Genomic DNA, 25,090 nt, shown 5'->3' on the forward strand with positions numbered 1-25,090 from the left:
CGTCAACGATAACGCGGGCTTTCAGGATGCCCGCGTTGCTCTCAAGTCCATCGCGAGCAGGCTCGCTCCTACAGGACCTGCGTGAAGCAATTATTTCGTTGTGGAGGCTGCCGTCATGGCCCACGAACTTTATACCCGCACCAATCAGAAGATTTATTTCGCCGGCTTGTCGCTGGAAGCACTGGCGCGCACTGAAGAGGGGCGGGCGATGAATTCCCTGGCGCTGATCCAGGCCGGACGCGAATCGGCGCTGTTTCACCTGTACGGCGCGCTGTTGGGCCTGTGCCATGAAATCGCCGGCTTCTATCGCCTGCCTCAGGCCAATGCACCCCGTGCGGAGCTGCTGCTGACTCGCGAAGTGCTGGAAACCATCGCCATTCCGGAAATGGCCGAGCTGGTCGAACTGGCCAATAACCCGCAGACCTGGCTGGCCAGGTTGTTGGCTGCCCATGCTGCGTTGTTTCAGCCGCCGCGCGCGCCCCGCAAGCCAAAAGGGGACGTGACCCAGCCACTGATTCAGGCGGTCAATCTGGATGAAGCGGATGAGCCAGAGGAACTGAGTCGGGAAGAGCTGGAGAGCTGGCGCCAGAATCTGAAAGGATTGGCGATCCGCTTTCGCGAAGGCCTGAACGAGTGCTGACAGAAACAGTTTTGGGGTGGCATCTGGTCAAGATCCCGAGCGAAGCCTGGCCGATGCCTATATAATCCCCGCCTTTCGTGGAGAACAATCCTTTATGCCAACGTCCTTTCTAGAAATTGTCGAGTTACCAGACGGCCGTATCGAGCTGCGCAGGGCCGAGGACGAGGGTTCTCTGGTTACTTTGGATTTCTCCGAGGACGCCAAAGCGTTCCTGCAAGGGCAACACGTGGAAGTCGCCAAGGCGATGTTGAGCGTGGGAGTCCAGATGGCAGGTCGCCTGGTTGAAGGCGAATTCGACAAGGACGAGGGGCCACGGGTTCTTCATTGATCCCCGTCCGTCGGTTTCTTGATGTCGCTACACATCGGCTTCTCTCTTCCTGGAGAAGCCTCGCGCGGTGAAGCTCGCGCCCCGGCTGTCAGTTATCCCAAACGAATATTCAGGCTCTGAGCGTCCCCGGTCCGGGCGGCGCTGATCAGCTGTTGCCGGGATTGGCTGCTCAACGGGTTGAGCCAGCTGACAACCGTATGGCTGCGCCCAAGACGCAGGGCTTCGCAGGTCAGTTGCTGGGCACTTTGGGTGCCTCGGGGGTGCAGCAACAGAATGCGCTCGCGGTTGAGGCCGGCATCTCGCAGCCAGGCTTGAGTCAGGCTGGCGGGCGGCGCGATCAGTGTCAGCCAGCGTGCGTCCTGGTCCTGGCTCAACTCCCTGAGGATAGGTGCCAGAAGGCTCAGGCAGTTCCCGGCTGCACCACGCAGTGACAGCTCGCTGAAAACGTCAGGTTCGGCGCTCCAGGGGGACTCGACTACGTCTTTCAGGATCGGCGCCAATGGCTGTGCCATGAACGCTTCGAACAACGGCAGTTGGGTTTGCTGTGGTGATGGCTGTGGGAACTGCATGGAGCCTCCTTTAGCGGCGAATCACGCCGACACTCAAGCCTTCGATCACCAGTTCCTGATCTTGAAGGTTCACTTCGATAGGGGCGAACTCGGGGTTTTCGGCGATCAGCCAGACTTTGCTGCCATCACGCTTGAAGCGCTTGACGGTCACTTCGTCGCCGATTCGTGCAACCACGATCTGGCCGTTACGGGCTTCGCGGGTGGTGTGGACGGCCAGCAGGTCGCCGTCGAAAATGCCGACATCCTTCATGCTCATCCCGTGGACGCGCAGCAGGTAGTCGGCGCGCGGGTGGAAGAAGGCAGGATTGATGTTGCAGGACTCTTCGATGTGTTGCTGCGCTAGAATCGGAGCACCGGCTGCGACCCGGCCAATGATCGGCAGGGTGGAATCATCGGCCTTGGCTTCGAAGCCGGGGATGCGAATGCCACGGGAGGCGCCAGGCGTCATCTCGATGGCACCCTTGCGGGCCAGCGCCTTGAGGTGCTCTTCCGCCGCATTGGGTGACTTGAAACCCAGTTCCTGAGCGATTTCCGCACGGGTGGGGGGGTATCCGTTGTCTTCCAGGCAGCGTTTGATGAAAGCCAGAATCTCTGCTTGTCGTGGCGTCAGCTTTAGCATATTGATTGCTCTGTTTTTTTATACAGTGACTGGGATTATATACAGTAAGTCGGTCTTGGCAATGCTCCATTTTTCAGTCGCCGCCAGACGGTCAATCAGTCAGTGGATTGAAGCTTCGCCGTTGTGTGGTTAAATGTCTGACCGACCATTCCCGAAACGAACTGCCAGACTTGACAAGGCACAGGCTGAAACGTATGTTTCAAACAAGTGTTTGTCAGGCGGAGTAGCCATGGCCCAGTCGGAAACCGTTGAACGCATTCTTGATGCAGCCGAGCAGTTGTTCGCGGAAAAAGGTTTCGCCGAAACCTCGTTGCGCCTGATCACCAGCAAGGCCGGTGTCAACCTGGCGGCGGTGAACTATCACTTCGGTTCAAAGAAGGCGTTGATCCAGGCGGTTTTCTCGCGGTTCCTCGGGCCGTTCTGCATCAGCCTCGACAAAGAGCTGGAGCGGCGTCAGGCCAAGCCTGATATCAAGCCGACCCTCGAAGAGTTGCTGGAAATCCTCGTCGAGCAGGCCCTGGTGGTGCAACCGCGCAGCGGCAACGACCTGTCCATCTTCATGCGTTTGCTGGGGCTGGCGTTCAGTCAGAGCCAGGGGCACTTGCGTCGTTATCTGGAGGACATGTACGGCAAGGTATTCCGGCGCTACATGATGCTGGTCAACGAAGCGGCGCCGCGTATTCCGCCCATCGAACTGTTCTGGCGGGTGCACTTCATGCTGGGTGCGGCAGCGTTCAGCATGTCCGGTATCAAGGCCTTGCGCGCGATTGCCGAAACCGACTTCGGCGTGAACACCTCGATCGAGCAGGTCATGCGCCTGATGGTGCCGTTCCTGGCCGCCGGCATGCGTGCCGAGTCCGGTGTGACCGATACCGCCATGGCCACTGCCCAGTTGCGTCCACGCAGCAAATCGACACCGGTTGCCGCCAAGGTTTAACCGCGCACGGGTGGGCGCGGCAGCTGACATCCGCTAAGCTAGCCGCCCATGCCGACTCTCGTTCTGAACCCGTTTTCCATCGAACTCGCCAATCTGCCAGGCCTTGCCCCTGGCGGCGAATTCATGTGGGCAGGGTTTTCTGTTATCAAGGAATTTTTATGACTGCTGGCTTGCAAGGCTCGTTGATGGTGGACGTCGCCGGTACCTGGCTGACGGCTGAAGATCGCCAATTGTTGCGCCAGCCCGAAGTGGGCGGCCTGATCATTTTTGCCCGTAACATCGAGCATCCGCGTCAAGTGCGCGAGCTGAGTGCAGCGATTCGCGCCATTCGCCCCGATCTGCTGTTGGCGGTGGATCAAGAGGGCGGCCGCGTGCAGCGCCTGCGCCAGGGGTTTGTGCGCCTGCCCGCCATGCGCGCCATTGCCGACAACCCGAACGCCGAATACCTGGCCGAGCAGTGTGGCTGGATCATGGCGACCGAAGTGCTGGCCGTTGGCCTGGACCTGAGTTTCGCCCCTGTGCTCGACCTCGATTACCAGCGCAGCGCCGTTGTCGGCACCCGTTCTTTCGAAGGTGATCCCGAGCGCGCTGCCTTGCTCGCGGGTGCATTCATCCGTGGCATGAACAGCGCCGGGATGGCCGCTACTGGCAAGCACTTCCCGGGTCACGGCTGGGCCGAGGCTGATTCCCACGTCGCGATCCCCAACGACGAACGCAGCCTCGACGAGATCCGCGCCAACGACCTGGTGCCGTTTGCCAAATTGAGCAAGCAACTGGCCGCGGTCATGCCGGCCCACGTTATTTATCCACAGGTCGACTCCCAGCCCGCAGGCTTCTCCCGCCGCTGGTTGCAGGACATCCTGCGCGGCGAGTTGCAGTTCGATGGCGTGATCTTCAGTGACGACCTGTCCATGGCGGGCGCCCACGTGGTCGGCGATGCCGCCAGCCGTATCGAGGCGGCGCTGACGGCCGGTTGCGACATGGGTCTGGTATGCAACGATCGTGCAGCCGCTGAACTGGCCCTGAGTGCTGCGCAACGCCAGAAGGTCAAGCCTTCCGGGCGCATTGCGCGGATGCGCGGCCAGTCGTTTGCCAGCACCGAATACCGTCAAGATCCGCGCTGGCTGGCCGCTGTCGGCGCGCTCAAAGAAGCTCAATTGATTGATTAAGGACTGTTCGTTATGACGGTTTACGCGATTATCGGTGGCACTGGCCTGACTCAACTCGAAGGCCTGAGCATTCGCCAGTCACTGGCGGTGGACACGCCTTACGGTGCACCTTCGGCCGACGTGCAAATCGGCGAGTATGCCGGCAAGGAAGTGCTGTTCCTCGCGCGTCACGGCCATCCCCATCGTTTCCCGCCGCATCAGGTCAACTATCGCGCCAATCTCTGGGCGCTGAAGCAGGCAGGTGCCGAGGCCATTCTGGCCGTCAATGCCGTGGGCGGCATCCATGCGGCCATGGGCACCGGGCACTTTTGCGTGCCGCATCAGTTGATCGACTACACCAGTGGTCGCGAGCACACCTACTTTGCCGATGACCTGGAACACGTCACCCATATCGACTTCAGCTACCCCTATAGCGAGCCGTTGCGCCAGCAATTGATCGCGGCGCTGGCGGCGGAGGGTGTGGGCTACAGCAGTCATGGCGTGTATGCCTGCACTCAAGGGCCGCGCCTGGAGACGGTGGCTGAAATCGCGCGGCTGGAGCGCGACGGCTGCGACATCGTCGGCATGACCGGTATGCCGGAAGCGGCCCTGGCCCGCGAGCTGGAGCTGGATTACGCCTGTCTGGCGCTGGTGGTGAACCCGGCGGCGGGCAAGTCGACGGCGGTGATCACCATGGCCGAGATCGAGCAGGCGTTGCATGACGGCATGGGCAAGGTGAAATCGACGCTGGCGCGGGTGCTCAAGGGCTGAGCTCCGCTTGATATCGAGTTGACTTCATCGCGAGCAAGCTCGCTCCCACAGGTTTAGTGGCGTTCGTAGAGTTTGTGTTCGACGCGGTCACTGTGGGAGCTGGCTTGCCAGCGAAGGGGCCGGTTCAAGCACCACAAATCTCAGCGTTTTCCGAGATTTTCCGGCAACGGCGCAAACAGCGCTTCAATATCATCGCTCTGCAGTTTCCAGTCCCCGGCCTTGCGCCCATCCAGCACGCCGGCCGCGAGGTCGGATTTTTCCTTCTGCAGGTGCTGGATCTTCTCCTCTACCGTGCCGCGCGCAATCAGCTTGTAGACAAATACCGGCTTCTCCTGGCCAATGCGATACGCCCGGTCGGTCGCCTGGTTTTCAGTCGCCGGGTTCCACCACGGGTCGTAATGAATCACCGTGTCCGCTTCAGTCAGGTTCAGGCCAACGCCACCAGCCTTCAGGCTGATCAGAAATATCTGACGCTTGCCACTCTGGAATTCCTTCACCGGAGTGCGGCGGTCGCGGGTCTGGCCGGTCAGCAGGGCGTAGGCAATTCCGCGCTTGTTCAGCTCATCCTCAATCAGCGACAACATTGAAGTGAACTGCGAGAACAGCAGGATCCGCCGACCTTCCTCGAACAATTCCTCGAGCATTTCCATCAGGCTGTCGAGTTTGCCCGAGGTGCTGCCACGGCTTGGCAGGGTCGCCTCGTTGACCAGGCGCAAATCGCAGCACACCTGACGCAGTTTCAGCAGCGCTTCGAGAATGATGATCTGGCTGCGGGCTACGCCTTTGCGGGTGATCTCGTCGCGGACTTTCTTGTCCATGGCCAGGCGCATGGTTTCGTAAACGTCACGCTGGGCCTCGTTGAGTTCGACCCAGTGGATGATCTCGGTTTTCGGCGGCAACTCGGTGGCCACCTGTTCCTTGGTGCGGCGCAGCAGGAAGGGCTTGATCCGGCCGTTGAGGTGCTGAAGCCTGACCTCGCTGGTGCGTTTTTCAATCGGTACGCGGTAGTCGCGGTTGAAGCTTTTGACGTCACCGAGCCAGCCGGGCAAGAGGAAGTGAAACAGTGACCAGAGTTCGCCGAGATGGTTTTCCAGCGGTGTGCCGCTCAGGCACAGGCGCTGCCGGGCATTGAGCTCGCGGGCAGCCTGAGCGGCCTTGCTGGTCGGATTCTTGATGTACTGCGCTTCATCCAGCACCAGGATATGCAAGGGCTGCGCCGCCAGGCGTTCGACATCCTTGGGCAGCAGCGCATAGGTGGTCAGGATCAGGTCGTAGTCAGCCAGCTTGTCGAAGTGTTTTTTACGGCTGGCACCGTACAGCGCCAGTACCTTGAGCTGCGGCGTAAAGTGCGCTGCTTCGTCGAGCCAGTTGGGAATCAGGCTGGTCGGCATCACCACCATGCACGGCCGGTCGAGACGGCCGGCGTTTTTCTCGCTCAGCACGTGCGCCAGTGTCTGCAGGGTTTTGCCCAGGCCCATGTCGTCCGCGAGAATGCCACCCACTTCCAGCTGCCGCAGCGATTGCATCCAGCTCAAGCCCTCAAGCTGATACGGACGCAGCGTCGCATTCAAGCCTTGCGGGGCGGCGGCCGTGTGGTCCTTGATGTCACGCAGGCGCTGGGCAAAGGTGCGGATCTGTTCGCCACCCTCCCAGAGCAGTGGCATGTCTTCCAGCGGGTTCAGGCGCGTGGCATCGGCCTTGCTCAGGCGCAGCGTGGTGTCACCGGGTTCCTGCAGGTAGAACTCGCCGAGGGTGGCCAGCACCGGTTTCAGGCGGCCGAAGGGCAGGGCGACTTGCAGCGGGCCGTGCTCGGAGTTCGGGCGATGGGGGATGTTGACCAGGATCAACTCGTCGTCGCGGCGTCGGGCAAGGCGTTCCGGGTTGAGGATTTCGGTGTGGGAGCGCATCAGGTTGAGCAGGATCGGCAGCAGGCTCAAGCGCTCGCCGTTGACGATGATCCCCAGTTCCAGGTCGAACCAGTCGCGCTCCGGAGCCTGTTCGACCGTGGCGTACCAGTCATCTACCGCCGTCAGGTCGAACCCGAAGTCCTCGTCGATCTGCAATTCCCAGCCCTGGGTGCGCAACTTCGGCAGTTCATTGAGGGTAAAGGTCAGCCAGGCGCTGTCATTGACCATTTCGAACAGCTCGCCGGCACTTTCCGGCAAGGCCTTGCTTTGTCGGGTGGCGACTTTGAAGCCGAGGATTCGCAACTGTTCCCGGTAGGACTGTTCCACGTCCGGGTGGCGTTTTATCCGCAGTGTCTGGGTTTCCTGGCGAATCAGGATATCGGTGTTTTTCTGTCCGGAGACGTACTCGTCCAGATAGCTGAAGGACAGCGCCGCACGATGCTGGATGTAACGCTGCATTCGGCCGTTGCGCGGTTCGAAGGCGCTGAACTCGATGCTGGCCAGCCACAGGCGCGGTACCGGCTGCACATTGTCCACCAGCACTTGCGGCGGGGCTTTCGGGCTGCGGTTTTCCAGGACGGCCTGGAGTTTTTCCAGGAGTTCGGCGTCTTTGGCGGCAGCGGGGTAGTCGAGGGTTTCCTGCACTTGCAGGAGCACCGCTGCGCAATGTTTGCAGTTGTTGTGGACCGGGCAGGAGCAGATGGCATCGACCATCAGCAGCGTGCCTTTGGCTGACTCGCGCAGGCGAATGGTCTGACGGTAAACGTTACCGCCCGAGCCTTCGCACGCGGCGACGATGGTTGCGTCGCCGGCCTCGACGATCCTGACACGATTCTCCAGCGCGTATCGGCGACCACGCTCCAGGCTCTGTTCCTTGAATCGGCTGACCCAGGATGGTGCCAGGGGTTTGCTCAGGGTCGCGGACATAGGGAATCAGTCCGGAATTTCTTCGGGAGCTGCTCGGGGGGCGGGGGCGGTCAGCGAAGTGATCTTGATCAGCAGGCCGAGGTGGCCGTTGTCGAGGAAGTTCAACTGGCCGTTCTTGGTGTGGCTTTCCTGTTTCAAGCGCTCGCTGGCAGTCACCATGCCATTGGCATCGATCTGATTGACCCAGAAGTCGGCGTCGACGTCGGTAAATCGTCCCAGTTTCATGCTCAGCGTGCCCTCGATCGGGAACTGACCATATTGTTCCTTGCCGTCGCTGATCGCCACTTTGCTGGCGTTTTCGCCGAGCGTCTGTTGCCAGGCCTTGTGCAGCAACACCGTGTAGTCGGCGCTGCTGGTGAGTTTTTCCACCTCGCCATTGAGGCTTGGCGTACGCAGGCTGTCGGGGCTGACGGGTTGGGCGCCAGCGGCCCAGTCTTCCGGTGCGGCGCGGCTGACAATCGCCGGCACGGCGTTTTGCCGGACCAGAATCATTTCGACCTGATACAGGTCATCGGCAGATGCCGTGGGGGCGGCCAGCGCTGGCATCAAAAGGGTCAGCAGGGTCAGTGAGCGGAACAGGCGCATGCGGCGTCCTTCAAGCAGTTTTCGGAACGAGGCGCTCGAACAGCGCCTCTACAGTATTAAAGCGCTCTTCCGGGCGCTCCATCGGAACCATGAACTTGAACATCGTGGCCCCTTCGAATTTGTAGCGTTTTGGCTGGCTCTGGATCAGCTTGATCAGGGTCAGCGGGTCGACCGGCGTCTGCGCAGCGAACTCGACGCGACCGCCTTGCGGGCCGCCATCGACTTTCTTGATGCCCAGTTGCTCGGCCTGCAGCTTCAATGCAGTGATGCGGATCAGGTTCTTGGTCGGTTCCGGCAACAGGCCGAAACGATCGATCATCTCCACCTGCAAATCCTTGAGGCCGTCCTCATCGGTGGCCGAGGCAATGCGCTTGTAGAGAATCAGGCGGGCGTGGACATCCGGCAGGTAGTCCTCCGGAATCAGTGCCGGTACCCGCAGGTTGACTTCCGGACCACCGCCGAGCGGTTGATCGAGGTTCGGCTGCTCGCCCTTGCGGATCGACTTCACCGCGCGTTCGAGCATTTCCATGTACAGCGTAAAGCCGACCGCCTGGATCTGCCCGCTCTGACCGTCACCGAGCAGTTCGCCGGCACCACGGATTTCCAGGTCGTTGGTGGCGAGCACGAAGCCCGCGCCGAGGTCCTGGGTGTTGGCGATCGCTTCCAGGCGCTTTTCCGCGTCCGGCGTGATTTGCTGGCGCGGTGGCGTCAGCAGGTAGGCATAGGCCTGGTGGTGACTGCGTCCGACCCGGCCGCGCAGCTGGTGCAACTGGGCCAGGCCGAACTTGTCGGCACGCTCGATGATGATGGTGTTGGCGCTCGGTACGTCGATGCCGGTCTCGATGATGGTCGAGGCGATCAGCACGTTGAAGCGCTTGTGGTAGAAGTCGCTCATCACCTGTTCGAGTTCGCGCTCGCGCATCTGCCCGTGACCGATGCCGATCCGTGCTTCCGGTACCAGCTCGGCGAGGTCGGCGGCGCATTTCTCGATGGTCTTCACATCGTTGTGCAGGTAATAGACCTGGCCGCCACGCAGCAACTCACGCAGCAAGGCCTCTTTGACCGTGCTCTTGTTCTGCTCCATGACGAAGGTGCGTACCGACAGGCGGCGGGCCGGCGGGGTGGCGATGATTGACAGGTCACGCATGCCCGACACCGCCATGTTCAGCGTGCGCGGAATCGGCGTGGCGGTCAGGGTCAGGATGTCGACTTCACTGCGCAGGGCCTTGAGCTGTTCTTTCTGGCGCACGCCGAAACGGTGTTCCTCGTCGATGATCACAAGGCCCAGGTTTTTGATCTTCACGTCGTCCTGCAGCAGCTTGTGCGTGCCGATGACGATGTCGATCTTGCCTTCGGCCAGATCGGCGACGGCGGCATTCACTTCCTTGGCCGACTTGAAGCGGCTCATCACTTCCACGGTCACCGGCCAGTCGGCGAAGCGGTCGCGGAAACTGTTGTAATGCTGCTGGGCGAGCAGGGTGGTCGGCACCAGGATCGCCACCTGGCGACCACCGTGCACCGCGATGAACGCGGCGCGCATCGCCACTTCAGTCTTGCCGAAGCCGACGTCGCCGCACACCAGGCGATCCATTGGCTTGGGCGCGAGCATGTCTTCGCGCACCGCCTCGATGGTGGTTTGCTGATCCGGGGTTTCTTCGAACGGGAAACCGGCGCTGAAGGTGGCGTAGTCGGCTTTCGGGTCGGCGAAGGCGTAGCCTTCGCGGGCGGCGCGGCGTGCATAGATGTCGAGCAATTCGGCGGCCACATCGCGCACCTGTTCAGCGGCTTTGCGCTTGGCTTTCTGCCAGGTCTCGGAACCGAGGCGGTGCAGCGGGGCCAGGGCGTCATCGCTGCCGGTGTAGCGGGCGATCAGGTGCAGGTTGGCCACCGGCACGTAAAGCTTGGCGCCTTCGGCATATTCCAGGGCAAGGAATTCGGCGGTCTGGTTGTCGATTTCCAGGGTGGCCAGGCCCAGGTAACGGCCGACACCGTGGTCAATGTGCACCACCGGCGCACCTTCGCGCAGCTCGGTGAGGTTCTTGATGACCGCGTCGTTGTTGGCATCGGCGCGTTTTTCCCGGCGACGGCGCTGCATCACGCGCTGGCCGAACAGCGGGCTTTCGGCAACCAGGGCCAGGGCTGGATCGTCCAGTACCAGGCCTTCATCCAGCGGCGCGATAGTGATCGCCAGGCGGTCTTTGCCAGCGACGAAATCTGGCCAGCTGTCGACGGTTTTCGGTCGCAGCTTCAGGCGTTCCAGCAGTTCCAGCAGCACTTCGCGACGGCCTGCGGATTCGGCGGTAAACAGCACGCGACCGGGAAACTCGTCGAGGAAACCGGCCAACGCCGCCAGCGGCTGGGTGGCCTTGGCTTCGATGGCCAGGTTCGGCAGTTCCCGCGCGGGGAAGCGTTCGCGGCCGACGCCGGGCTCCACGTCCTGCTGGCTGGCGACCACCCGTGGCCAGTTTTTGAGGCGGGCAAAGCAATCCTCTACCGGCAGGAACAGTTCGGCGGGCGGCAATAAAGGACGGGACGGGTCGACACGGCGTTCTTCATAGCGATTGCGCACGTCGTTCCAGAAGTTTTCCGCGGCTTGCTCGATGCCCGGCAGGGAAAACACTTGCGTGTCCTGGGGCAAGTAATCGAACAGCGTCGAGGTTTCCTCGAAGAACAGCGGCAGGTAGTACTCGATGCCGGCCGGGGTAATCCCGCTGCTCAAATCCTGGAAAATCGGGCAGCGGCGGAAGTCGACGTCAAAACGCTCACGGAAGCGCGCCTTGAAACGGGTGACCGCTTCTTTCTGTAGCGGGAACTCCTTGGCCGGCAACAGCTTGACCGAGTCGACTTTGTCGATCGAACGCTGGTTCTCCGGGTCGAAGGTGCGCAGGGTTTCGATTTCGTCGTCGAACAGGTCGATGCGATACGGCAACTTGCTGCCCATCGGGAACAGGTCGATCAACGAGCCGCGAACGGTGAACTCGCCGTGTTCATACACCGTATCGACGTAGCGATAACCCGTGGCTTCAAGTCGGGTGCGCATTTGCTCGACGTCGAGTTTCTGGCCGATGTCCAGCACCAGGCTGCTGCCGAGCAGGAATTTGGTCGGTGCCAGGCGATGCAGGGCGGTCGTGATCGGCACCACCAGTACGCCATGACTCAGCTCCGGCAACCGGTACAGGCTGGCGATGCGCTGGGAAATGATGTCCTGGTGCGGCGAGAACAGGTCGTAGGGCAGGGTTTCCCAGTCGGGAAAGTGCAGTACGGGCAAATCCGGGGCGAAGAAACCCAGCTCCTGTTCCAGCCGTTCGGCACTTTGGCTGTCGGCGGTCAGCAGCAGGGTAAAGCGCTTGGCAGCGCTGGCGGCCTCGGCAATGGCCAGGCTCAGGGCGGCACCGGGCAGGTTGCCCCAGTGCTGTTTACCCGCCGAGGCAGGGAGAAGCGGTAGACGCAGAACGGGCACGGAAGGTTGAGCTCCAAGCGTTGCGACAAAGTCGGTAATTGTAGCGGTCCAGGATGCCGCCTGTCAGTTGCTGACTGTGTCTAAAGCACGGGTTTGGTGAAATGTAGTGGTAAAGACAAAATTCGGCGGTTATTTGCCGGAAATTATTGAATATGTAGTGGCAAATACAACGAGTGTTACGGAGGGTTACGGATAAGGTAGCGCGACCTCCAAAAAATTGACTGCGCTGAAAGCCCCGGTTTTATTGGGTTTGCGCGAGGCGCAAATTTTTTGAACGACGAATTGTTACGTAAAGCACGACGGGCGCGCATTGCTACGGCTGTCACTCGGCGGCATAATGTAGCCCCTTTTTTCTGCCCCTACATGTGGAAGGTTCCCGTGACTCAGAAGCCCGACCAGTGTCTTGGTGAATGGATCGACCGTGAAGCACTCGCAGAAGCGATGATTCCGCTTATCGGTCAGCTCTACCGCAATAACAACGTGGTGAGCTCGATCTATGGCCGCAGCCTGATCAATCGTTCAGTCATTGCGATTCTCAAAGCTCACCGCTTTGCTCGTCACCGTCAGTCCGACGAAAGCGAGCTGTCCGTCCACGAAACATTCCCGCTGATCAAAGCGATGAGCGAACTCAAGCTCGGTGCCGCCTCGGTGGACCTGGGCAAGCTGGCGGCCAAATTCAAGGCCGAAAGCAATGGCCGCACTGCCGAGCAGTTCGTCCGTGAAGAACTGGCCGACGTGGTTGGCCAGCAAAACGCATCGGCCCGCAAAGGCACCGACGTTGTCCTCTACGGCTTCGGTCGTATCGGCCGTCTGCTGGCGCGCATCCTGATCGAGAAAACCGGTGGCGGCGACGGCCTGCGCCTGCGTGCCATCGTTGTCCGCAAGGGCGCCGAGAACGACCTGGTCAAGCGCGCCAGCCTGCTGCGTCGTGACTCGGTGCATGGTCCGTTCGATGGCACCATCACCATCGATGAAGCCAACAACACCATCACCGCCAACGGCAACCTGATCCAGGTTATCTACGCCAAGAGCCCGACCGAAGTCGACTACACCCAGTACGGCATCGAAAACGCTCTGATCGTCGACAACACCGGTGTATGGCGTGACGCCGACGGCCTGGGCCAGCACCTGGCCTGCCCGGGCGCTGCCCGCGTGATCCTCACCGCACCTGGCAAGGGCGCGCTGAAGAACATCGTGCACGGCATCAACCACGGTGACATCACCCCTGACGACAAGATCATCTCGGCGGCTTCCTGCACCACCAACGCCATCGTGCCGGTGCTCAAGGCAGTCAACGACAAGTACGGCATCGTCAATGGCCACGTCGAAACCGTTCACTCGTTCACCAACGACCAGAACCTGATCGACAACTTCCACAAGGGCAGCCGTCGTGGCCGCGCCGCGCCGCTGAACATGGTTATCACCGAGACCGGTGCCGCCACCGCAGCCGCCAAGGCGCTGCCAGTGCTCAAGGGCAAGCTGACCGGCAACGCGATTCGCGTTCCTACGCCGAACGTGTCGATGGCCATCCTGAACCTGAACCTGGAAAAGGCCACCACTCGCGAAGAGATCAACGAGTACCTGCGCCAGATGGCCATGCACTCGGATCTGCACAAGCAGATCGACTACGTGAGCTCCCAGGAAGTGGTTTCCACCGACTTCGTTGGCTCGCGCCACGCAGGCGTAGTGGACGCTGAAGCGACCATCACCCAGGATAACCGCGTTGTTCTGTACGTTTGGTACGACAACGAGTTCGGTTACAGCTGCCAGGTGGTTCGCGTGATGGAAGACATGGCCGGTGTAAACCCGCCAGCATTCCCGCGCTAAGCCTTTAGCTGCACATGAAAACGCCCCGGCCTTGGTCGGGGCGTTTTTGTTTGTGGGTTTGTCAGTAGGGATATGTTGCCTGTGCTGGCCTCTTCGCGGGCAAGCCCGCTCCCACAGGGAATGTGGCCGGCCGTGGGATTGGCGGTCACTGAAGATCAAAATTGTGGGAGCGGGCTTGCTCGCGAAAGCGGTGGATCAGTCGACATCTCTGTTGAATGTGCCGGCCTCTTCGCGAGCAAGCCCGCTCCTACAGTTCTATCGCATAATGGCTGGCCCTGGCGGCGTGCCAGGGGATGTATTGGGGAGCTCGGGAATTGTTGATCAGGTGGCAGGGGGTGGCATTTTTGCTGCTCGGCGCACTATCAGGCTGTGGCAACAACGACGCCCTCGAAAGCTTCGGCGGCCCGACCATGGGCAGCACTTATTCGATCAAGTACGTACGCCATGCCGGCCTTTCGGCACCTGGCGAAGTCCGTGTCCAGGTCGAGCAAATCCTCGCTGACGTGGACCTGCAAATGTCGACCTACCGCAGCGACTCGGACATCGAGCGCTTCAACGCGTTGCCGGCCAACCACTGTCAGGCAATGCCGGCGTCGATTCTCGAGTTGGTCCGCGTGGGCGAGCAACTGTCAGTGCAAAGCGACGGTTCCTACGACCTGACGGTGGAGCCGTTGCTGAACCTCTGGGGGTTTGGCCCGCAGGCACGGGAGGAGAAGGTCCCGGCCGCTGAAGCGCTCGCTGAAGCCCGCCAGCGTGTCGGCCACCAGCACTTGCGCATCGATGGCGACAATTTGTGCAAGGACGCCGCCGTCGAGGTCGATTTCAACAGCATCGCCGCCGGTTATGCGGTGGACACGATTGCCGCAAAACTCGAGGCGATGGGCATCCACGACTACCTCGTGGAGGCGACGGGCGAGCTCAAGGCGGCTGGCAGGAAACCCGACGGTTCGCCATGGCGCATTGCACTGGAAGAGCCGCGGGATGATCGGCAGGTGGCCGAGCGCGTCATTGTGGTCGACGGTTATGGCCTTTCCACTTCCGGCGACTACCGGAATTATTTCGAGCGGGGCGGCCAGCGTTTTTCCCACACCTTCGATGCCCGCACCGGTGCGCCGGTCTCACACGCTCTGGCGTCCGTCACGGTGATTCATCCTTCAGCGTTGATGGCCGATGGCTTATCGACGCTGTTGCTGATTCTCGGCCCGGAACGCGGTTGGGACTACGCGGAAAAACACGATATCGGCGCATTTTTTGTGATTCGTGCCGATACAGGTTTCGTCACACGCAGCAGTCACGCTTTTGATCGCCTCAGTGGCAAGAAAACCGAGTGATTGTGGCGATTTGAGCATTGAAAACTGGCGTTGTAGTGCAGGCAAAAGTAGCCTACGACGCGACCAAGGGTTAATGTGCCCGGCGTTGACGCTTCTATAGACTGTGTCCGGGTTCTGCACTGGCCCCAAATTGTTCCTTCATGCCACAGATTGGCGTGATTTAGCCGCAGGTGCCGAGGGTGCCGCGGCCTGTTCTGAGGAGTACGCATGGCTGTCTACAACTACGACGTGGTGGTGTTGGGTTCCGGCCCGGCGGGGGAAGGCGCGGCAATGAACGCCGCCAAGGCAGGGCGCAAGGTGGCGATGGTCGATAGCCGTCGCCAGGTCGGCGGCAACTGCACTCACTTGGGCACCATCCCCTCCAAGGCACTGCGTCACTCGGTGCGGCAGATCATGCAGTTCAACACCAACCCGATGTTCCGGGCCATTGGTGAGCCGCGCTGGTTCTCGTTCCCGGACGTGTTGAAAAGCGCCGAGAAAGTCATCTCCAAGCAAGTCGCTTCGCGTACCGGCTACTACGCCCGCAACCGCGTCGACGTGTTCTTCGGCACCGGCAGTTTCGCCGACGAGCAAACCATCGAAGTGGTCTGCGCCAACGGCGTGGTCGAGAAACTGGTGGCCAAGCACATCATCATCGCCACCGGTTCGCGTCCGTATCGCCCGGCGGACATCGATTTCCACCACCCGCGTATCTACGATAGCGACACCATCCTCAGCCTCGGCCACACCCCGCGCAAACTCATCGTTTACGGCGCAGGCGTGATCGGTTGCGAATATGCCTCGATTTTCAGCGGCTTGGGTGTGTTGGTCGAACTGGTGGACAACCGTGGTCAGTTGCTGAGCTTCCTGGACTCGGAAATTTCCCAGGCCCTGAGCTATCACTTCAGCAACAACAATATCACCGTTCGCCACAACGAAGAGTATGACCGCGTCGAAGGCGTGGACAATGGCGTGATCCTGCATCTCAAGTCCGGCAAGAAGATCAAGGCCGACGCCTTGCTCTGGTGCAACGGCCGTACCGGCAACACCGATCAGTTGGGTCTGGAAAACATCGGCGTGAAGGTCAACAGCCGTGGCCAGATCGAAGTCGACGAGGCCTATCGCACCTGCGTGCCGAACATCTATGGCGCCGGTGACGTGATCGGCTGGCCGAGCCTGGCCAGTGCCGCCCACGACCAGGGTCGCTCGGCCGCTGGCAGCATCGTTGATAACGGCAGCTGGCGTTTCGTCAATGACGTGCCGACCGGCATCTACACCATTCCGGAGATCAGCTCGATCGGCAAGAACGAGCAGGAGCTGACCCAGGCCAAGGTGCCGTACGAAGTCGGCAAGGCGTTCTTCAAGAGCATGGCGCGGGCGCAGATTGCCGGCGAGCCGCAAGGCATGCTGAAGATCCTGTTCCACCGTGAAACCCTGGAAGTGCTGGGCGTTCACTGCTTCGGTTATCAGGCATCGGAGATCGTGCACATCGGTCAGGCGATCATGAACCAGCCGGGCGAACAGAACACGCTGAAGTATTTCGTCAACACCACGTTCAACTACCCGACCATGGCCGAAGCCTATCGGGTCGCGGCGTACGACGGCCTCAACCGGCTTTTTTGAGCGGCTCCGGCCGGTGGCCTGAGCCGGCCGGGGAGACCGATTTCAGCAATTCTCGAGCGTGGCGCTGGCCAAACCGGGAAAGTCTGTAATCAGGCTGTCAACGCCGAAGTCGGCGAGTCTGCGCATCAGCGCAGGCTCGTTGACGGTCCACACCGACACATGCAACCCCTGACGCTGCGCCTTTTGCAGGCGTTCCGGCGTACACAGGGTCCAGTTCAGCGCCAGAATCTCACAGCCATAACTGGCCGCGACCTTCAGCGGGTCGAGCCAGGCGTACTCGGCCACCAGTCCGCGGGACACGTCCGGCACCAGCTCCAATGCAGCCTTGAGCACTTCACGGGAGCTCGAGGTGATGGTCACCTTGTCCATCAGGCCATGACGCTGGACCATTTCGCGAATCGCCAGCACGGTGGTCGCGGCACGCATCCGTGATGCGCTCTTGACTTCCAGCTGCCAGTGATCGAAGTCGCACTTCTCGAACAGTTCTTCCAGCGTCGGAATCGGGCACGGCTTGATCCAGCCCGGGCCACCCTTGCGCGCGTCATAGGTCACAAGCTCTGCCGCCGTGTGTTCGACGACCTTGCCGCGACGGTCCGTGGTTCGCTTGAGGGTCGGGTCGTGGATGACCATCAACTCGCCGTCCCTGGACAGGTGCAGGTCCAGTTCGCAACGACGCACGCCGTGCTTGAGACATTCCTGAAAGCTGGTCAGGGTGTTTTCCGGTGCTTCGCCCTTGGCGCCGCGATGGCCGTAGATGAGGGTCACGGTTCTTCCTTAAATTAATTGCCTGATTCGAGTTGTTCGCGGGCCAGGCGTCGTACCTGGGCCTGCTTCTGCAAGATGTGGCGGGCCAACAGTTGGCGCTGGGCGTCGGTCAGGTGTTCGAACTCGGTGCCGACGTCATAGCCATCGCCCTTGCGGTCACAATGGGTGACGCGGGCGCGCAGCAGCAGGCCCAAGGCTTGCGGCATCAGCACCAGCTTGACCGACAGGTGTGCGCCGGCGGCGATGGGCGATGGGTGCTGAAAGTCGATGCCGCCTTCGGAGATGATCACCGGCTGCGGTTCGCCGATCTGCCCGAGCACGGTGATGGCGATCACCTGGCTCAGCAGATCGATGCGTTTGTTCTGGGATTTCAAGAATGCCGCAATGTTGCGGTCGCGCTCATTGATCTGGCGCAACAGGTGCTGCGACTCGAATTCACTGAGGTGCAGTTCGCTGAGCAAGTTGAAGAGTGGGGAAGCATCCTGCAACACTTCCTGGCCTGCGGCTTCAGAAGCGGACAGGGGCCGAATTTCCAGTGCGATCGTATCCTCGATACGGTAGTATTCGCGGCGATCTTCTTCATCTAATGTCGACATGGCGAACCCATGGTAGCGGCGGTGGTCTGAGTGTAAAGCTGGTTATCGACCCCCGCCACAAGGACGTTCCTTTTCCCTCCGAACAAGCCCCGACATGTTCAGACCTCTCTTCGTATTTATCGGCACGCGTTACACCCGTGCAAAGCGTCGCAATCATTTTGTGTCATTCATTTCCCTGACTTCGATGATCGGGCTCGCCCTTGGCGTGGTCGTGATGATCGTGGTGCTGTCGGTGATGAACGGCTTCGATCATGAGATGCGCACCCGCGTGCTGGGCATGGTGCCCCACGCGACCATCGAGTCCGGCGAGCCGATCGGCGATTGGCAAAGCCTGGCCGCAAAGGTCAAGCAGAACCCGCAAGTGACGGCCGTGGCGCCGTTTACGCAAATGCAGGGGTTGCTGACCAATAACGGCAAGGTCTCGAAGGTCCTGCTCAATGCCATCGACCCGGCGCAAGAGCGCCAGGTGTCGATCATCGATCACTTCATGACCCAGGGCAAACTCGACGACCTGGTGCCGGGTGAGTTCGGCATCGTTATCGGTGACAAGGCCGCGGCCAAGCTCGGAGCAGTCATCGGCGACAAGCTGACCTTCGTCGCGCCGGAGGTCACCGTGACCCCGGCCGGGATGTTCCCGCGCATGAAGCGCTTTACCGTGGTCGGCATTTTCCATGTCGGCGCCGGTGAGCTCGATGGCTACCTGGGCGTCACCAACCTGCAGGATCTGGCCCGGCTGCATCGCTGGAAACCGGATCAGGTCCAGGGCCTGCGCCTGAAGTTCGACGACCTGTTCCAGGCGCCGCGCACCGCGTGGAGCATCGCCCGCGATCTCGGTGAAGACCGTTTCTACGCCCGCGACTGGACCCGCACCCACGGCAACCTGTACCAGGCGATCCGCATGGAAAAAGCCATGATCGGCCTGTTGCTGCTGCTGATCGTTGCCGTCGCGGCGTTCAACATCATTTCCACACTGGTGATGGTGGTGAACGACAAGAAGGGTGACATCGCGATCCTGCGCACACTGGGCGCCACGCCGGGCACGATCATGCGCACCTTCATGGTGCAGGGCACGGTGATCGGCGTGGTCGGTACCGCGATCGGCGCCGTGGTCGGGATCTTCGCCGCGCTGAATGTCAGTGCCGCGATCTCGGCCCTCGAAGGCCTGATCGGCCACAAATTCCTCAACGCCGACGTGTACTTCATCGATTACCTGCCGTCGCAAGTGCAGAGCCAGGACGTCGTCATGGTCTGCGCCGCCGCGTTGATCCTGAGTTTCCTCGCCACCCTGTATCCAGCCTGGCGTGCCGCGCGCACCCAGCCTGCGGAGGCGCTACGTTATGAGTGAGTCGGGCATGAGTGATAAAGCAATCTTGAGCTGCCGCAACCTGGGCAAATCCTACGAGGAAGGTCCGGAGTCGGTAGAGGTCCTGGCCGGGCTGCAACTGGAAATGCATCCGGGCGAGCGTGTGGCGATTGTCGGCAAGTCGGGCTCGGGCAAAAGCACCTTGCTCAACCTGTTGGGCGGCCTCGATACGCCGACCAAGGGCAGCGTCTGGCTCGATGGCGAAGAACTGTCGGCGCTGAGCGAGAAGAAACGCGGCCTGTTGCGTAACCGAGCCCTGGGCTTCGTGTACCAGTTCCACCACCTGCTGCCGGAATTCACCGCGCTGGAAAACGTCTGCATGCCGCTGCTGATTGGCAAGACCGCGATCCCGCAAGCGCGCCAGCGTGCCACGGCGCTGCTGGAGCGGGTAGGGCTGGGCCACCGGCTGGAACACAAACCGGCCGAATTGTCCGGTGGTGAGCGTCAGCGCGTGGCCATCGCCCGCGCCCTGGTCAACACACCGGGCCTGGTGATGCTCGACGAGCCGACCGGCAACCTCGACTCCCACACCGCCCAGGGCATTCAGGACTTGATGCTGGAACTCAGCACCTCGATGCGCACGGCGTTCCTGGTGGTGACCCACGACATGAACCTGGCCCGCCAGATGGACCGAGTCCTGCACCTGCAGGAAGGTTGCCTCACGCCCATCTGATTGGCTGCAACCCGATGCCCGGAAAGGCATCGGGTCTTTAATATTTATACGGTGCCCCAGCGAATGTTCAGACCGTTATCGATCTTTATCGGCACGCGCTATACCCGCGCCAAGCGTCGTAATCGCTTTGTTTCCTTCATCTCGATGACCTCGATGATCGGCCTCGCCCTGGGCGTGCTCGCCATGATCGTGGTGTTGTCGGTGATGAACGGCTTCCAGCGCGAAATGAGCTCGCGCATCCTCGGCATGGTGCCGCATGCCACCATCGTCGGCGTCAACCCGATTGACGACTGGAGGCCCGTGGCAGCGGCCGCCATGAAAAACCCGGAAGTGACGGCAGCGGTGCCGTTCACCGAAATGGAAGGCATGCTGTCCTACAAGGGCACGATGCAACCCATCCAGGTCAGCGGTGTCGACCCGGCGCTGGAAGGCCAGGTGTCGATCGTCGCCAAGCACATCGTCCAGGGCAGTCTCGAGGCCCTGAAACCGGGTGAATTCGGCGTGGTGATCGGCGAGATCACGGCCCGGCGCTTCCGTTTGAACGTCGGCGACAGGATCACCCTGATCGTGCCGGAAGTCAGCAATGCGCCGGGCGGCATTACCCCGCGCATGCAACGGCTGAATGTGGTCGGCGTGTTCAAGGTCGGTGCCGAGCTGGATGGCACCATGGCCCTGATCCACATGGCCGACGCCGCGCAGATGCAGCACTGGGAGCCGGATCAGGTGCAGAGCGTGCGCCTGGCGGTGAAGGACCTGTATGCCGCACCGCAAGTGTCGAGCGACATCGCCACGGGGCTGGGTGCCGCCTACAAGGCTGACGACTGGACCCACACCCAGGGCAGCCTGTTCAGTGCGATGAAGATGGAAAAAACCATGATCGGCCTGCTCTTGCTGATGATCGTCGCGGTGGCGGCGTTCAACATCATCGCGACCCTGATCATGGTGGTGAACGACAAGGGCGCGGACATCGCGATCCTTCGCACCATCGGTGCCACGCCGCGGCAGATCATGGCGATCTTCATGGTGCAGGGCACGGTGATCGGTATTGTCGGCACCCTGATTGGCGGTGTGTTGGGCGTGATTGCCGCGCTGAACGTCAGCCAGATCGTGGGCTGGATCGAGCGGGTCAGCGGGCAGCATATCTTCAGTTCCGACGTGTATTTCGTCAGCAACCTGCCGTCCGAGCTGCAAGGTGGGGATGTAGCGCTGATCTGCACGGCGGGCTTTGTCTTGAGCTTCCTGGCCACGGTTTACCCGGCATGGCGGGCGGCGAAGATCGAGCCGGCTCACGCGTTGCGGTATTCGTAACCAGTAACACCGCCATCGCGAGCAAGCTCGCTCCCACAGGGATCTGCGTCGTACACAGATTATGTGAACGCCACAAAACACTGTGGGAGCGAGCTTGCTCGCGATGAGGCCGGAACAACTGGCCTCAGTCTCCTTTTGGTAACTCAATCACAAACCTGGTCCACCCATTCTCCGATTCGCAACGAATCTGCCCGCCGTGGGCGCGGATGATCGACTGGGTGATCGCCAGGCCCAATCCCGCATGTTCACTGCTGCCTTCGCGGCGCGCTGGATCTGCACGGTAGAAGCGGTCAAATAGCCGCGGCAGTAACTGTGCGTCTATTGCGCTCCCTGTGTTTTCGACACTCAATCTCAGGTCATTCGCTTGCTCGACAATGTTTACCCGAACCTCGCCATCGACGGGGGTAAAACGTAGCGCGTTATCCAGTAAGTTGGACAATGCTCGCCTCAACATACTGCGGTCGCCTTCCAGGCACCCATGGCCTTCCCGTGCGAGCGTCACCTGCGCGTCTTCCGCCAGCGGCGCAAAAAACTCCAGTAACAGATCCGCTTCCTGTCCCAGCTCCAATGGCTCGCGTTTGGGGATCAACAATCCATGATCAGCCTTGGCCAGATACAGCATGTCGTTGACCAGTTGCGCCATCCACTGCAGTTCTTCGAGGTTGCTGTGCAGGGCTTCGCGGTAGTCCTCGATGGGGCGGGGGTTAGGGTGACCTGAGTGTGGGTCAGCAGGTTCGACAATGGGGTGCGCAGTTCATGGGCAATGTCGGCAGAGAACGCGGACAGGCGCTGAAAAGAGTCGTCGAGGCGTCCGAGCATGGCATTGAAGTTGTGGGCCATTTCCGCCAGTTCCGGTGGCATGTTTTCTTCAGGCAACCGCATGTTCAGCGATTGCGCGGAAACACCGCTGGCGACCGCACTGATGCGCCGCAACGGGCGCAAGCCGCTGCGCGCCGCCCATGCCCCCAGCAGTGCGGTGGCCAGGGCTGACAGGCCGACGGTCAGCCAGATCAGATGCTGCATGCGTTGCAGAAAGTGCTGGTGGTGGGTGATGTCCAGCATCAGGGTCAGTTGCGGTGAATCGGGTTTGTTCGCATCGAGCGGCGCATTCAGCACGCGGTAATCCATGCCTTCATGGCTCACCGTCGACAATCCGGGCTGGCGCGGCAATAGCAGCGGAAGGTTTGCCGAGCTGTCATACCAGCGCTGACCGTCGCTGCCGGTGATGCGCAGTGACAGATCAGCCTGTCGGCTCAGTTCCTCCGTCAGCTTCACTTCGCTGTCACTCGATTGAAAGTCGTGCAGGGCCCGACGCAGGCCCGTCAGCTTGGCGCCCAGCAATTGCTGGTCGAGCTCAACAAAGTGCGCCTCACTGGCGCGGCTGAACAGCACCCCGGCGAACAGCGATACCACGGCGGTGCAGGCGGCAAACAACAGCGCCAGGCGGCTGCTCAAGGAGAGACGGCGCATCAGGCGGGGCGCTCTTCAAGCACGTAACCCATGCCGCGCACGGTGTGGATCAGCTTGTTGGGGAATTCATCGTCGATCTTCAGGCGCAGTCGGCGGATCGCCACCTCGATGACATTGGTGTCGCTGTCGAAATTCATGTCCCAGACCTGGGACGCAATCAGCGACTTGGGCAGGACTTCGCCCTGACGGCGCAGGAGCATTTCCAGCAGGGCGAACTCCTTGGCGGTCAGGTCGATCCGCTGGCCGCTGCGTTCGACCCGGCGTCGGATCAGGTCCAGGCGCAAATCGGCCAGTTGCAGGCTGGTCTCCTGAGGCGTGGCGCTACCGCGACGCAACAGGCTGCGGACCCGGGCCAGCAGTTCGGAGAACGCAAACGGCTTGACCAGATAGTCGTCGGCACCCAGTTCGAGGCCGTGAACCCTGTCCTCCACGGCGTCACGCGCTGTCAGAAAAAGTACCGGCGTATCCAGGCCGGCGCCGCGCACGGCTTGCAGGATCTGCCAGCCATCGCGACCGGGCAGCATCACATCGAGAATCAGCAGGGCATACTCGCCGCTGAGGGCCAGTTGCTGGCCGGTGCTGCCGTCGGCCACCAGTTCCGTGTTGAACCCGGCCTCGGCCAGACCCTGACGCAGGTAGTGGCCGGTCTTCGGTTGGTCTTCGACAATCAGCAGTTTCATGGGCGACTCATGGCAAATGGAACGAACGCTTTATACCGTGGGCAGCGTTCATACAGGTCAACCTGACAAAGTTGTAATCTGGCTGTCAGGTTAGGGGCAGTGGCAGCAGTTTAGAGTTTTTCTCATGCTGAGCCTTATCTTGTTGGAGTATGACGATGTTTTTACGCAAATCCCTGGCGCAAATCCTCTGTTTGCTGGCGCTGAGCTCACCGGTGTGGGCGGACGGCGGGCATGCCTACGATTTCGGCCAGCCGGCCCCGGCGACCAAGGCGACCCGCAGTGTCGAAGTGGTCATGGGGGACATGTCCTTCGCGCCGAAGGCCATCGACATCAAGGCCGGAGAAACCGTGCGCTTCGTACTGGTCAATAAGGGCCGGTTGCTGCATGAGTTCAACCTGGGGGATGCGGCGATGCACGCCAGGCACCAGCAGGAAATGTTGCAGATGCAACAGAGCGGCATGAAGGCCATGGACCACGGGAAGATGGCCGGCATGGATCACGGCAAAATGGATCACGGCATGAAGCATGACGACCCCAACAGCGTGCTGGTGGAGCCGGGCAAGACCGCCGAGCTGACCTGGACCTTCAGCAAGGCCACCGGCCTTGAGTTTGCCTGCAACATCCCCGGTCATTACCAGGCCGGCATGGTCGGCAAACTGACTGTCAGTCAGTAAGCACTCAAAGGCGGGAGCAAAGGCTGATAGAATCCGCTGATTCTTCAGTCAGGTTTCCGCCATGCATCCCGCAGCCGAACACTCGCCGCTGGGCAAGTCCAGCGAATACATCGCCACCTACACGCCGTCCCTGCTGTTCCCGATCCCGCGCACCGCGAAGTGGGCGGAGCTGGGCCTGACGGCTGAAACCCTGCCATATAAAGGCGTGGACTTCTGGAACTGCTTCGAACTGTCCTGGCTGCTGCCTTCGGGCAAGCCGGTGGTGGCGATCGGCGAATTCAGCATTCCGGCGGATTCGCCGAACATCATCGAGTCGAAATCGTTCAAGCTCTACCTCAACTCCCTGAACCAGACGCCGTTTGTCGACACCGCGAGCCTTGAGGCGACGCTGGCCAAGGACTTGTCGGCGGCTGCCGGCAAGCCGGTGGGGGTGCGCATTCGCAGTCTCAAGGATGTCGAGCGCGAAGGCGTCGTGGCCTTGCCGGGCGTGTGCATCGACGAACTGGATATCAGCGTCAGCAACTACGAGCATCCACGGCCGGAACTGCTGCGTTGCGATGATTCGCGCATCGTCGAGGAGAGCGTGCACAGCCATTTGCTCAAGTCCAACTGCCCGGTCACCAGCCAGCCGGACTGGGGCAGCGTGGCGGTGGAGTACCGTGGCGCAGCGCTGGATCACGCGAGTCTGCTCGAGTACATCGTCAGCTTCCGTCAGCATTCGGACTTCCATGAGCAGTGCGTGGAGCGGATCTTCCTCGACCTGCAGCGGTTGTTGAAACCGGAGAAACTGACGGTGTACGCGCGTTATGTGCGTCGTGGCGGGCTGGATATCAACCCGTATCGCAGCACTGAAGCGCTGCAGTTGCCGAACCATCGCCTGGTCCGCCAGTAACGAAACCCTGTAGGAGCG

The 25,090-nt window shown here is 61.1% G+C and carries 21 protein-coding genes and 1 pseudogene; 13 read left to right on the forward strand and 9 right to left on the reverse strand.

Annotation, left to right across the window (positions count from 1 at the left end; all coding sequences use genetic code 11):
- Positions 1–115: 115 nt before the first annotated feature.
- The gene (locus Q8X48_RS28335; protein ID WP_095965239.1) at positions 116–640 is read left to right on the forward strand and encodes a DUF6586 family protein; all 525 of its coding nucleotides are present in this window, start codon (positions 116–118) and stop codon (positions 638–640) included.
- Positions 641–734: 94 nt separating this feature from the next.
- A complete protein-coding gene (locus Q8X48_RS28340; RefSeq protein ID WP_007991404.1) occupies positions 735–968 on the forward strand; it encodes a hypothetical protein in 234 nt (77 codons plus the stop codon).
- A gap of 92 nt (positions 969–1,060) precedes the next feature.
- Here the strand turns inward: Q8X48_RS28340 and sulA are convergent, their stop codons facing one another.
- Both sulA and lexA read right to left on the reverse strand, forming a co-directional pair.
- Positions 1,061–1,537: an SOS-induced cell division inhibitor SulA gene (sulA, locus tag Q8X48_RS28345; protein ID WP_095965240.1), complete on the reverse strand. Its 477-nt coding sequence runs from the start codon at positions 1,535–1,537 to the stop codon at positions 1,061–1,063.
- Positions 1,538–1,547: 10 nt separating this feature from the next.
- On the reverse strand, positions 1,548–2,156 hold the full coding sequence (lexA, locus tag Q8X48_RS28350) for a transcriptional repressor LexA (protein ID WP_007974043.1): 609 nt from the start codon (positions 2,154–2,156) through the stop codon (positions 1,548–1,550).
- Positions 2,157–2,385: 229 nt separating this feature from the next.
- On the opposite strand from lexA, the gene Q8X48_RS28355 reads away from it, so the two are divergent.
- From Q8X48_RS28355 to Q8X48_RS28365, 3 genes are all read left to right on the forward strand, one after another.
- A complete protein-coding gene (locus Q8X48_RS28355; protein ID WP_095965241.1) occupies positions 2,386–3,093 on the forward strand; it encodes a TetR/AcrR family transcriptional regulator in 708 nt (235 codons plus the stop codon).
- A gap of 158 nt (positions 3,094–3,251) precedes the next feature.
- Complete coding sequence (gene nagZ, locus Q8X48_RS28360; RefSeq protein WP_407802285.1) at positions 3,252–4,262, forward strand: beta-N-acetylhexosaminidase; 1,011 nt, start codon at positions 3,252–3,254, stop codon at positions 4,260–4,262.
- Between the two features lie 12 nt (positions 4,263–4,274).
- Complete coding sequence (locus Q8X48_RS28365; RefSeq protein WP_007974037.1) at positions 4,275–5,012, forward strand: S-methyl-5'-thioinosine phosphorylase; 738 nt, start codon at positions 4,275–4,277, stop codon at positions 5,010–5,012.
- A gap of 140 nt (positions 5,013–5,152) precedes the next feature.
- Here Q8X48_RS28365 and Q8X48_RS28370 read toward each other — a convergent pair whose 3' ends face one another.
- Genes Q8X48_RS28370 through mfd form a run of 3 tightly spaced genes read right to left on the reverse strand, consistent with a single transcriptional unit; the run spans position 5,153 to position 11,891 of the window.
- Entirely contained in the window at positions 5,153–7,846 is a 2,694-nt protein-coding gene (locus Q8X48_RS28370; RefSeq protein ID WP_407802286.1) for an SNF2-related protein, read from the reverse strand.
- A gap of 6 nt (positions 7,847–7,852) precedes the next feature.
- Positions 7,853–8,431 carry a CsiV family protein gene (locus tag Q8X48_RS28375; protein WP_015095948.1) on the reverse strand — a complete coding sequence of 193 codons (579 nt, stop codon included), beginning with the start codon at positions 8,429–8,431 and terminating at the stop codon, positions 7,853–7,855.
- A 10-nt stretch (positions 8,432–8,441) separates the two neighbouring features.
- Complete coding sequence (gene mfd / locus Q8X48_RS28380) at positions 8,442–11,891, reverse strand: transcription-repair coupling factor (protein WP_126046419.1); 3,450 nt, start codon at positions 11,889–11,891, stop codon at positions 8,442–8,444.
- Positions 11,892–12,254: 363 nt separating this feature from the next.
- On the opposite strand from mfd, the gene Q8X48_RS28385 reads away from it, so the two are divergent.
- The 3 genes from Q8X48_RS28385 (at position 12,255) to sthA (ending at position 16,651) form a co-directional block, all read left to right on the forward strand.
- On the forward strand, positions 12,255–13,718 hold the full coding sequence (locus tag Q8X48_RS28385; protein ID WP_407802287.1) for a glyceraldehyde-3-phosphate dehydrogenase: 1,464 nt from the start codon (positions 12,255–12,257) through the stop codon (positions 13,716–13,718).
- Positions 13,719–14,011: 293 nt separating this feature from the next.
- Positions 14,012–15,049, forward strand: a complete 1,038-nt coding sequence (locus Q8X48_RS28390) for an FAD:protein FMN transferase (RefSeq protein ID WP_407802288.1) — start codon at positions 14,012–14,014, stop codon at positions 15,047–15,049.
- A 207-nt stretch (positions 15,050–15,256) separates the two neighbouring features.
- Positions 15,257–16,651 (forward strand): Si-specific NAD(P)(+) transhydrogenase, encoded by a 1,395-nt coding sequence (gene sthA, locus Q8X48_RS28395; RefSeq protein WP_007972111.1) that lies wholly within the window; start codon positions 15,257–15,259, stop codon positions 16,649–16,651.
- Between the two features lie 42 nt (positions 16,652–16,693).
- On the opposite strand, the gene Q8X48_RS28400 is transcribed toward sthA, so the two are convergent.
- Positions 16,694–17,416: a glycerophosphodiester phosphodiesterase gene (locus Q8X48_RS28400; RefSeq protein ID WP_015095944.1), complete on the reverse strand. Its 723-nt coding sequence runs from the start codon at positions 17,414–17,416 to the stop codon at positions 16,694–16,696.
- A gap of 14 nt (positions 17,417–17,430) precedes the next feature.
- Positions 17,431–18,012 (reverse strand): PilZ domain-containing protein, encoded by a 582-nt coding sequence (locus Q8X48_RS28405; RefSeq protein WP_102698732.1) that lies wholly within the window; start codon positions 18,010–18,012, stop codon positions 17,431–17,433.
- 94 nt (positions 18,013–18,106) lie between these two features.
- On the opposite strand from Q8X48_RS28405, the gene Q8X48_RS28410 reads away from it, so the two are divergent.
- The 3 genes from Q8X48_RS28410 (at position 18,107) to Q8X48_RS28420 (ending at position 21,356) form a co-directional block, all read left to right on the forward strand.
- Entirely contained in the window at positions 18,107–19,357 is a 1,251-nt protein-coding gene (locus Q8X48_RS28410; protein WP_154860632.1) for a lipoprotein-releasing ABC transporter permease subunit, read from the forward strand.
- Positions 19,358–19,364: 7 nt separating this feature from the next.
- Complete coding sequence (gene lolD, locus Q8X48_RS28415; RefSeq protein WP_191625427.1) at positions 19,365–20,048, forward strand: lipoprotein-releasing ABC transporter ATP-binding protein LolD; 684 nt, start codon at positions 19,365–19,367, stop codon at positions 20,046–20,048.
- Positions 20,049–20,111: 63 nt separating this feature from the next.
- Entirely contained in the window at positions 20,112–21,356 is a 1,245-nt protein-coding gene (locus Q8X48_RS28420) for a lipoprotein-releasing ABC transporter permease subunit (RefSeq protein ID WP_407802289.1), read from the forward strand.
- A 124-nt stretch (positions 21,357–21,480) separates the two neighbouring features.
- Here the strand turns inward: Q8X48_RS28420 and Q8X48_RS28425 are convergent.
- Together Q8X48_RS28425 and Q8X48_RS28430 are read right to left on the reverse strand one after the other, a co-directional pair.
- A pseudogene (locus tag Q8X48_RS28425) lies at positions 21,481–22,826 on the reverse strand (heavy metal sensor histidine kinase).
- A complete protein-coding gene (locus Q8X48_RS28430; RefSeq protein ID WP_015095939.1) occupies positions 22,826–23,506 on the reverse strand; it encodes a heavy metal response regulator transcription factor in 681 nt (226 codons plus the stop codon). Before Q8X48_RS28430 ends, Q8X48_RS28425 begins: the two are co-directional and overlap by 1 nt.
- A 155-nt stretch (positions 23,507–23,661) precedes the next feature.
- Between Q8X48_RS28430 and copI the strand changes: the two genes are divergently transcribed.
- On the forward strand, positions 23,662–24,180 hold the full coding sequence (gene copI, locus Q8X48_RS28435; protein WP_126046414.1) for a copper-resistant cuproprotein CopI: 519 nt from the start codon (positions 23,662–23,664) through the stop codon (positions 24,178–24,180).
- 61 nt (positions 24,181–24,241) lie between these two features.
- Positions 24,242–25,072, forward strand: a complete 831-nt coding sequence (gene queF, locus Q8X48_RS28440; protein ID WP_407802291.1) for an NADPH-dependent 7-cyano-7-deazaguanine reductase QueF — start codon at positions 24,242–24,244, stop codon at positions 25,070–25,072.
- The last annotated feature ends 18 nt before the right edge of the window (positions 25,073–25,090 follow it).

The sequence above is a fragment of the Pseudomonas sp. QLc11A genome (assembly GCF_052112305.1).
In the GTDB taxonomy this organism is placed as follows: Bacteria; Pseudomonadota; Gammaproteobacteria; order Pseudomonadales; family Pseudomonadaceae; genus Aquipseudomonas; species Aquipseudomonas laurylsulfatiphila.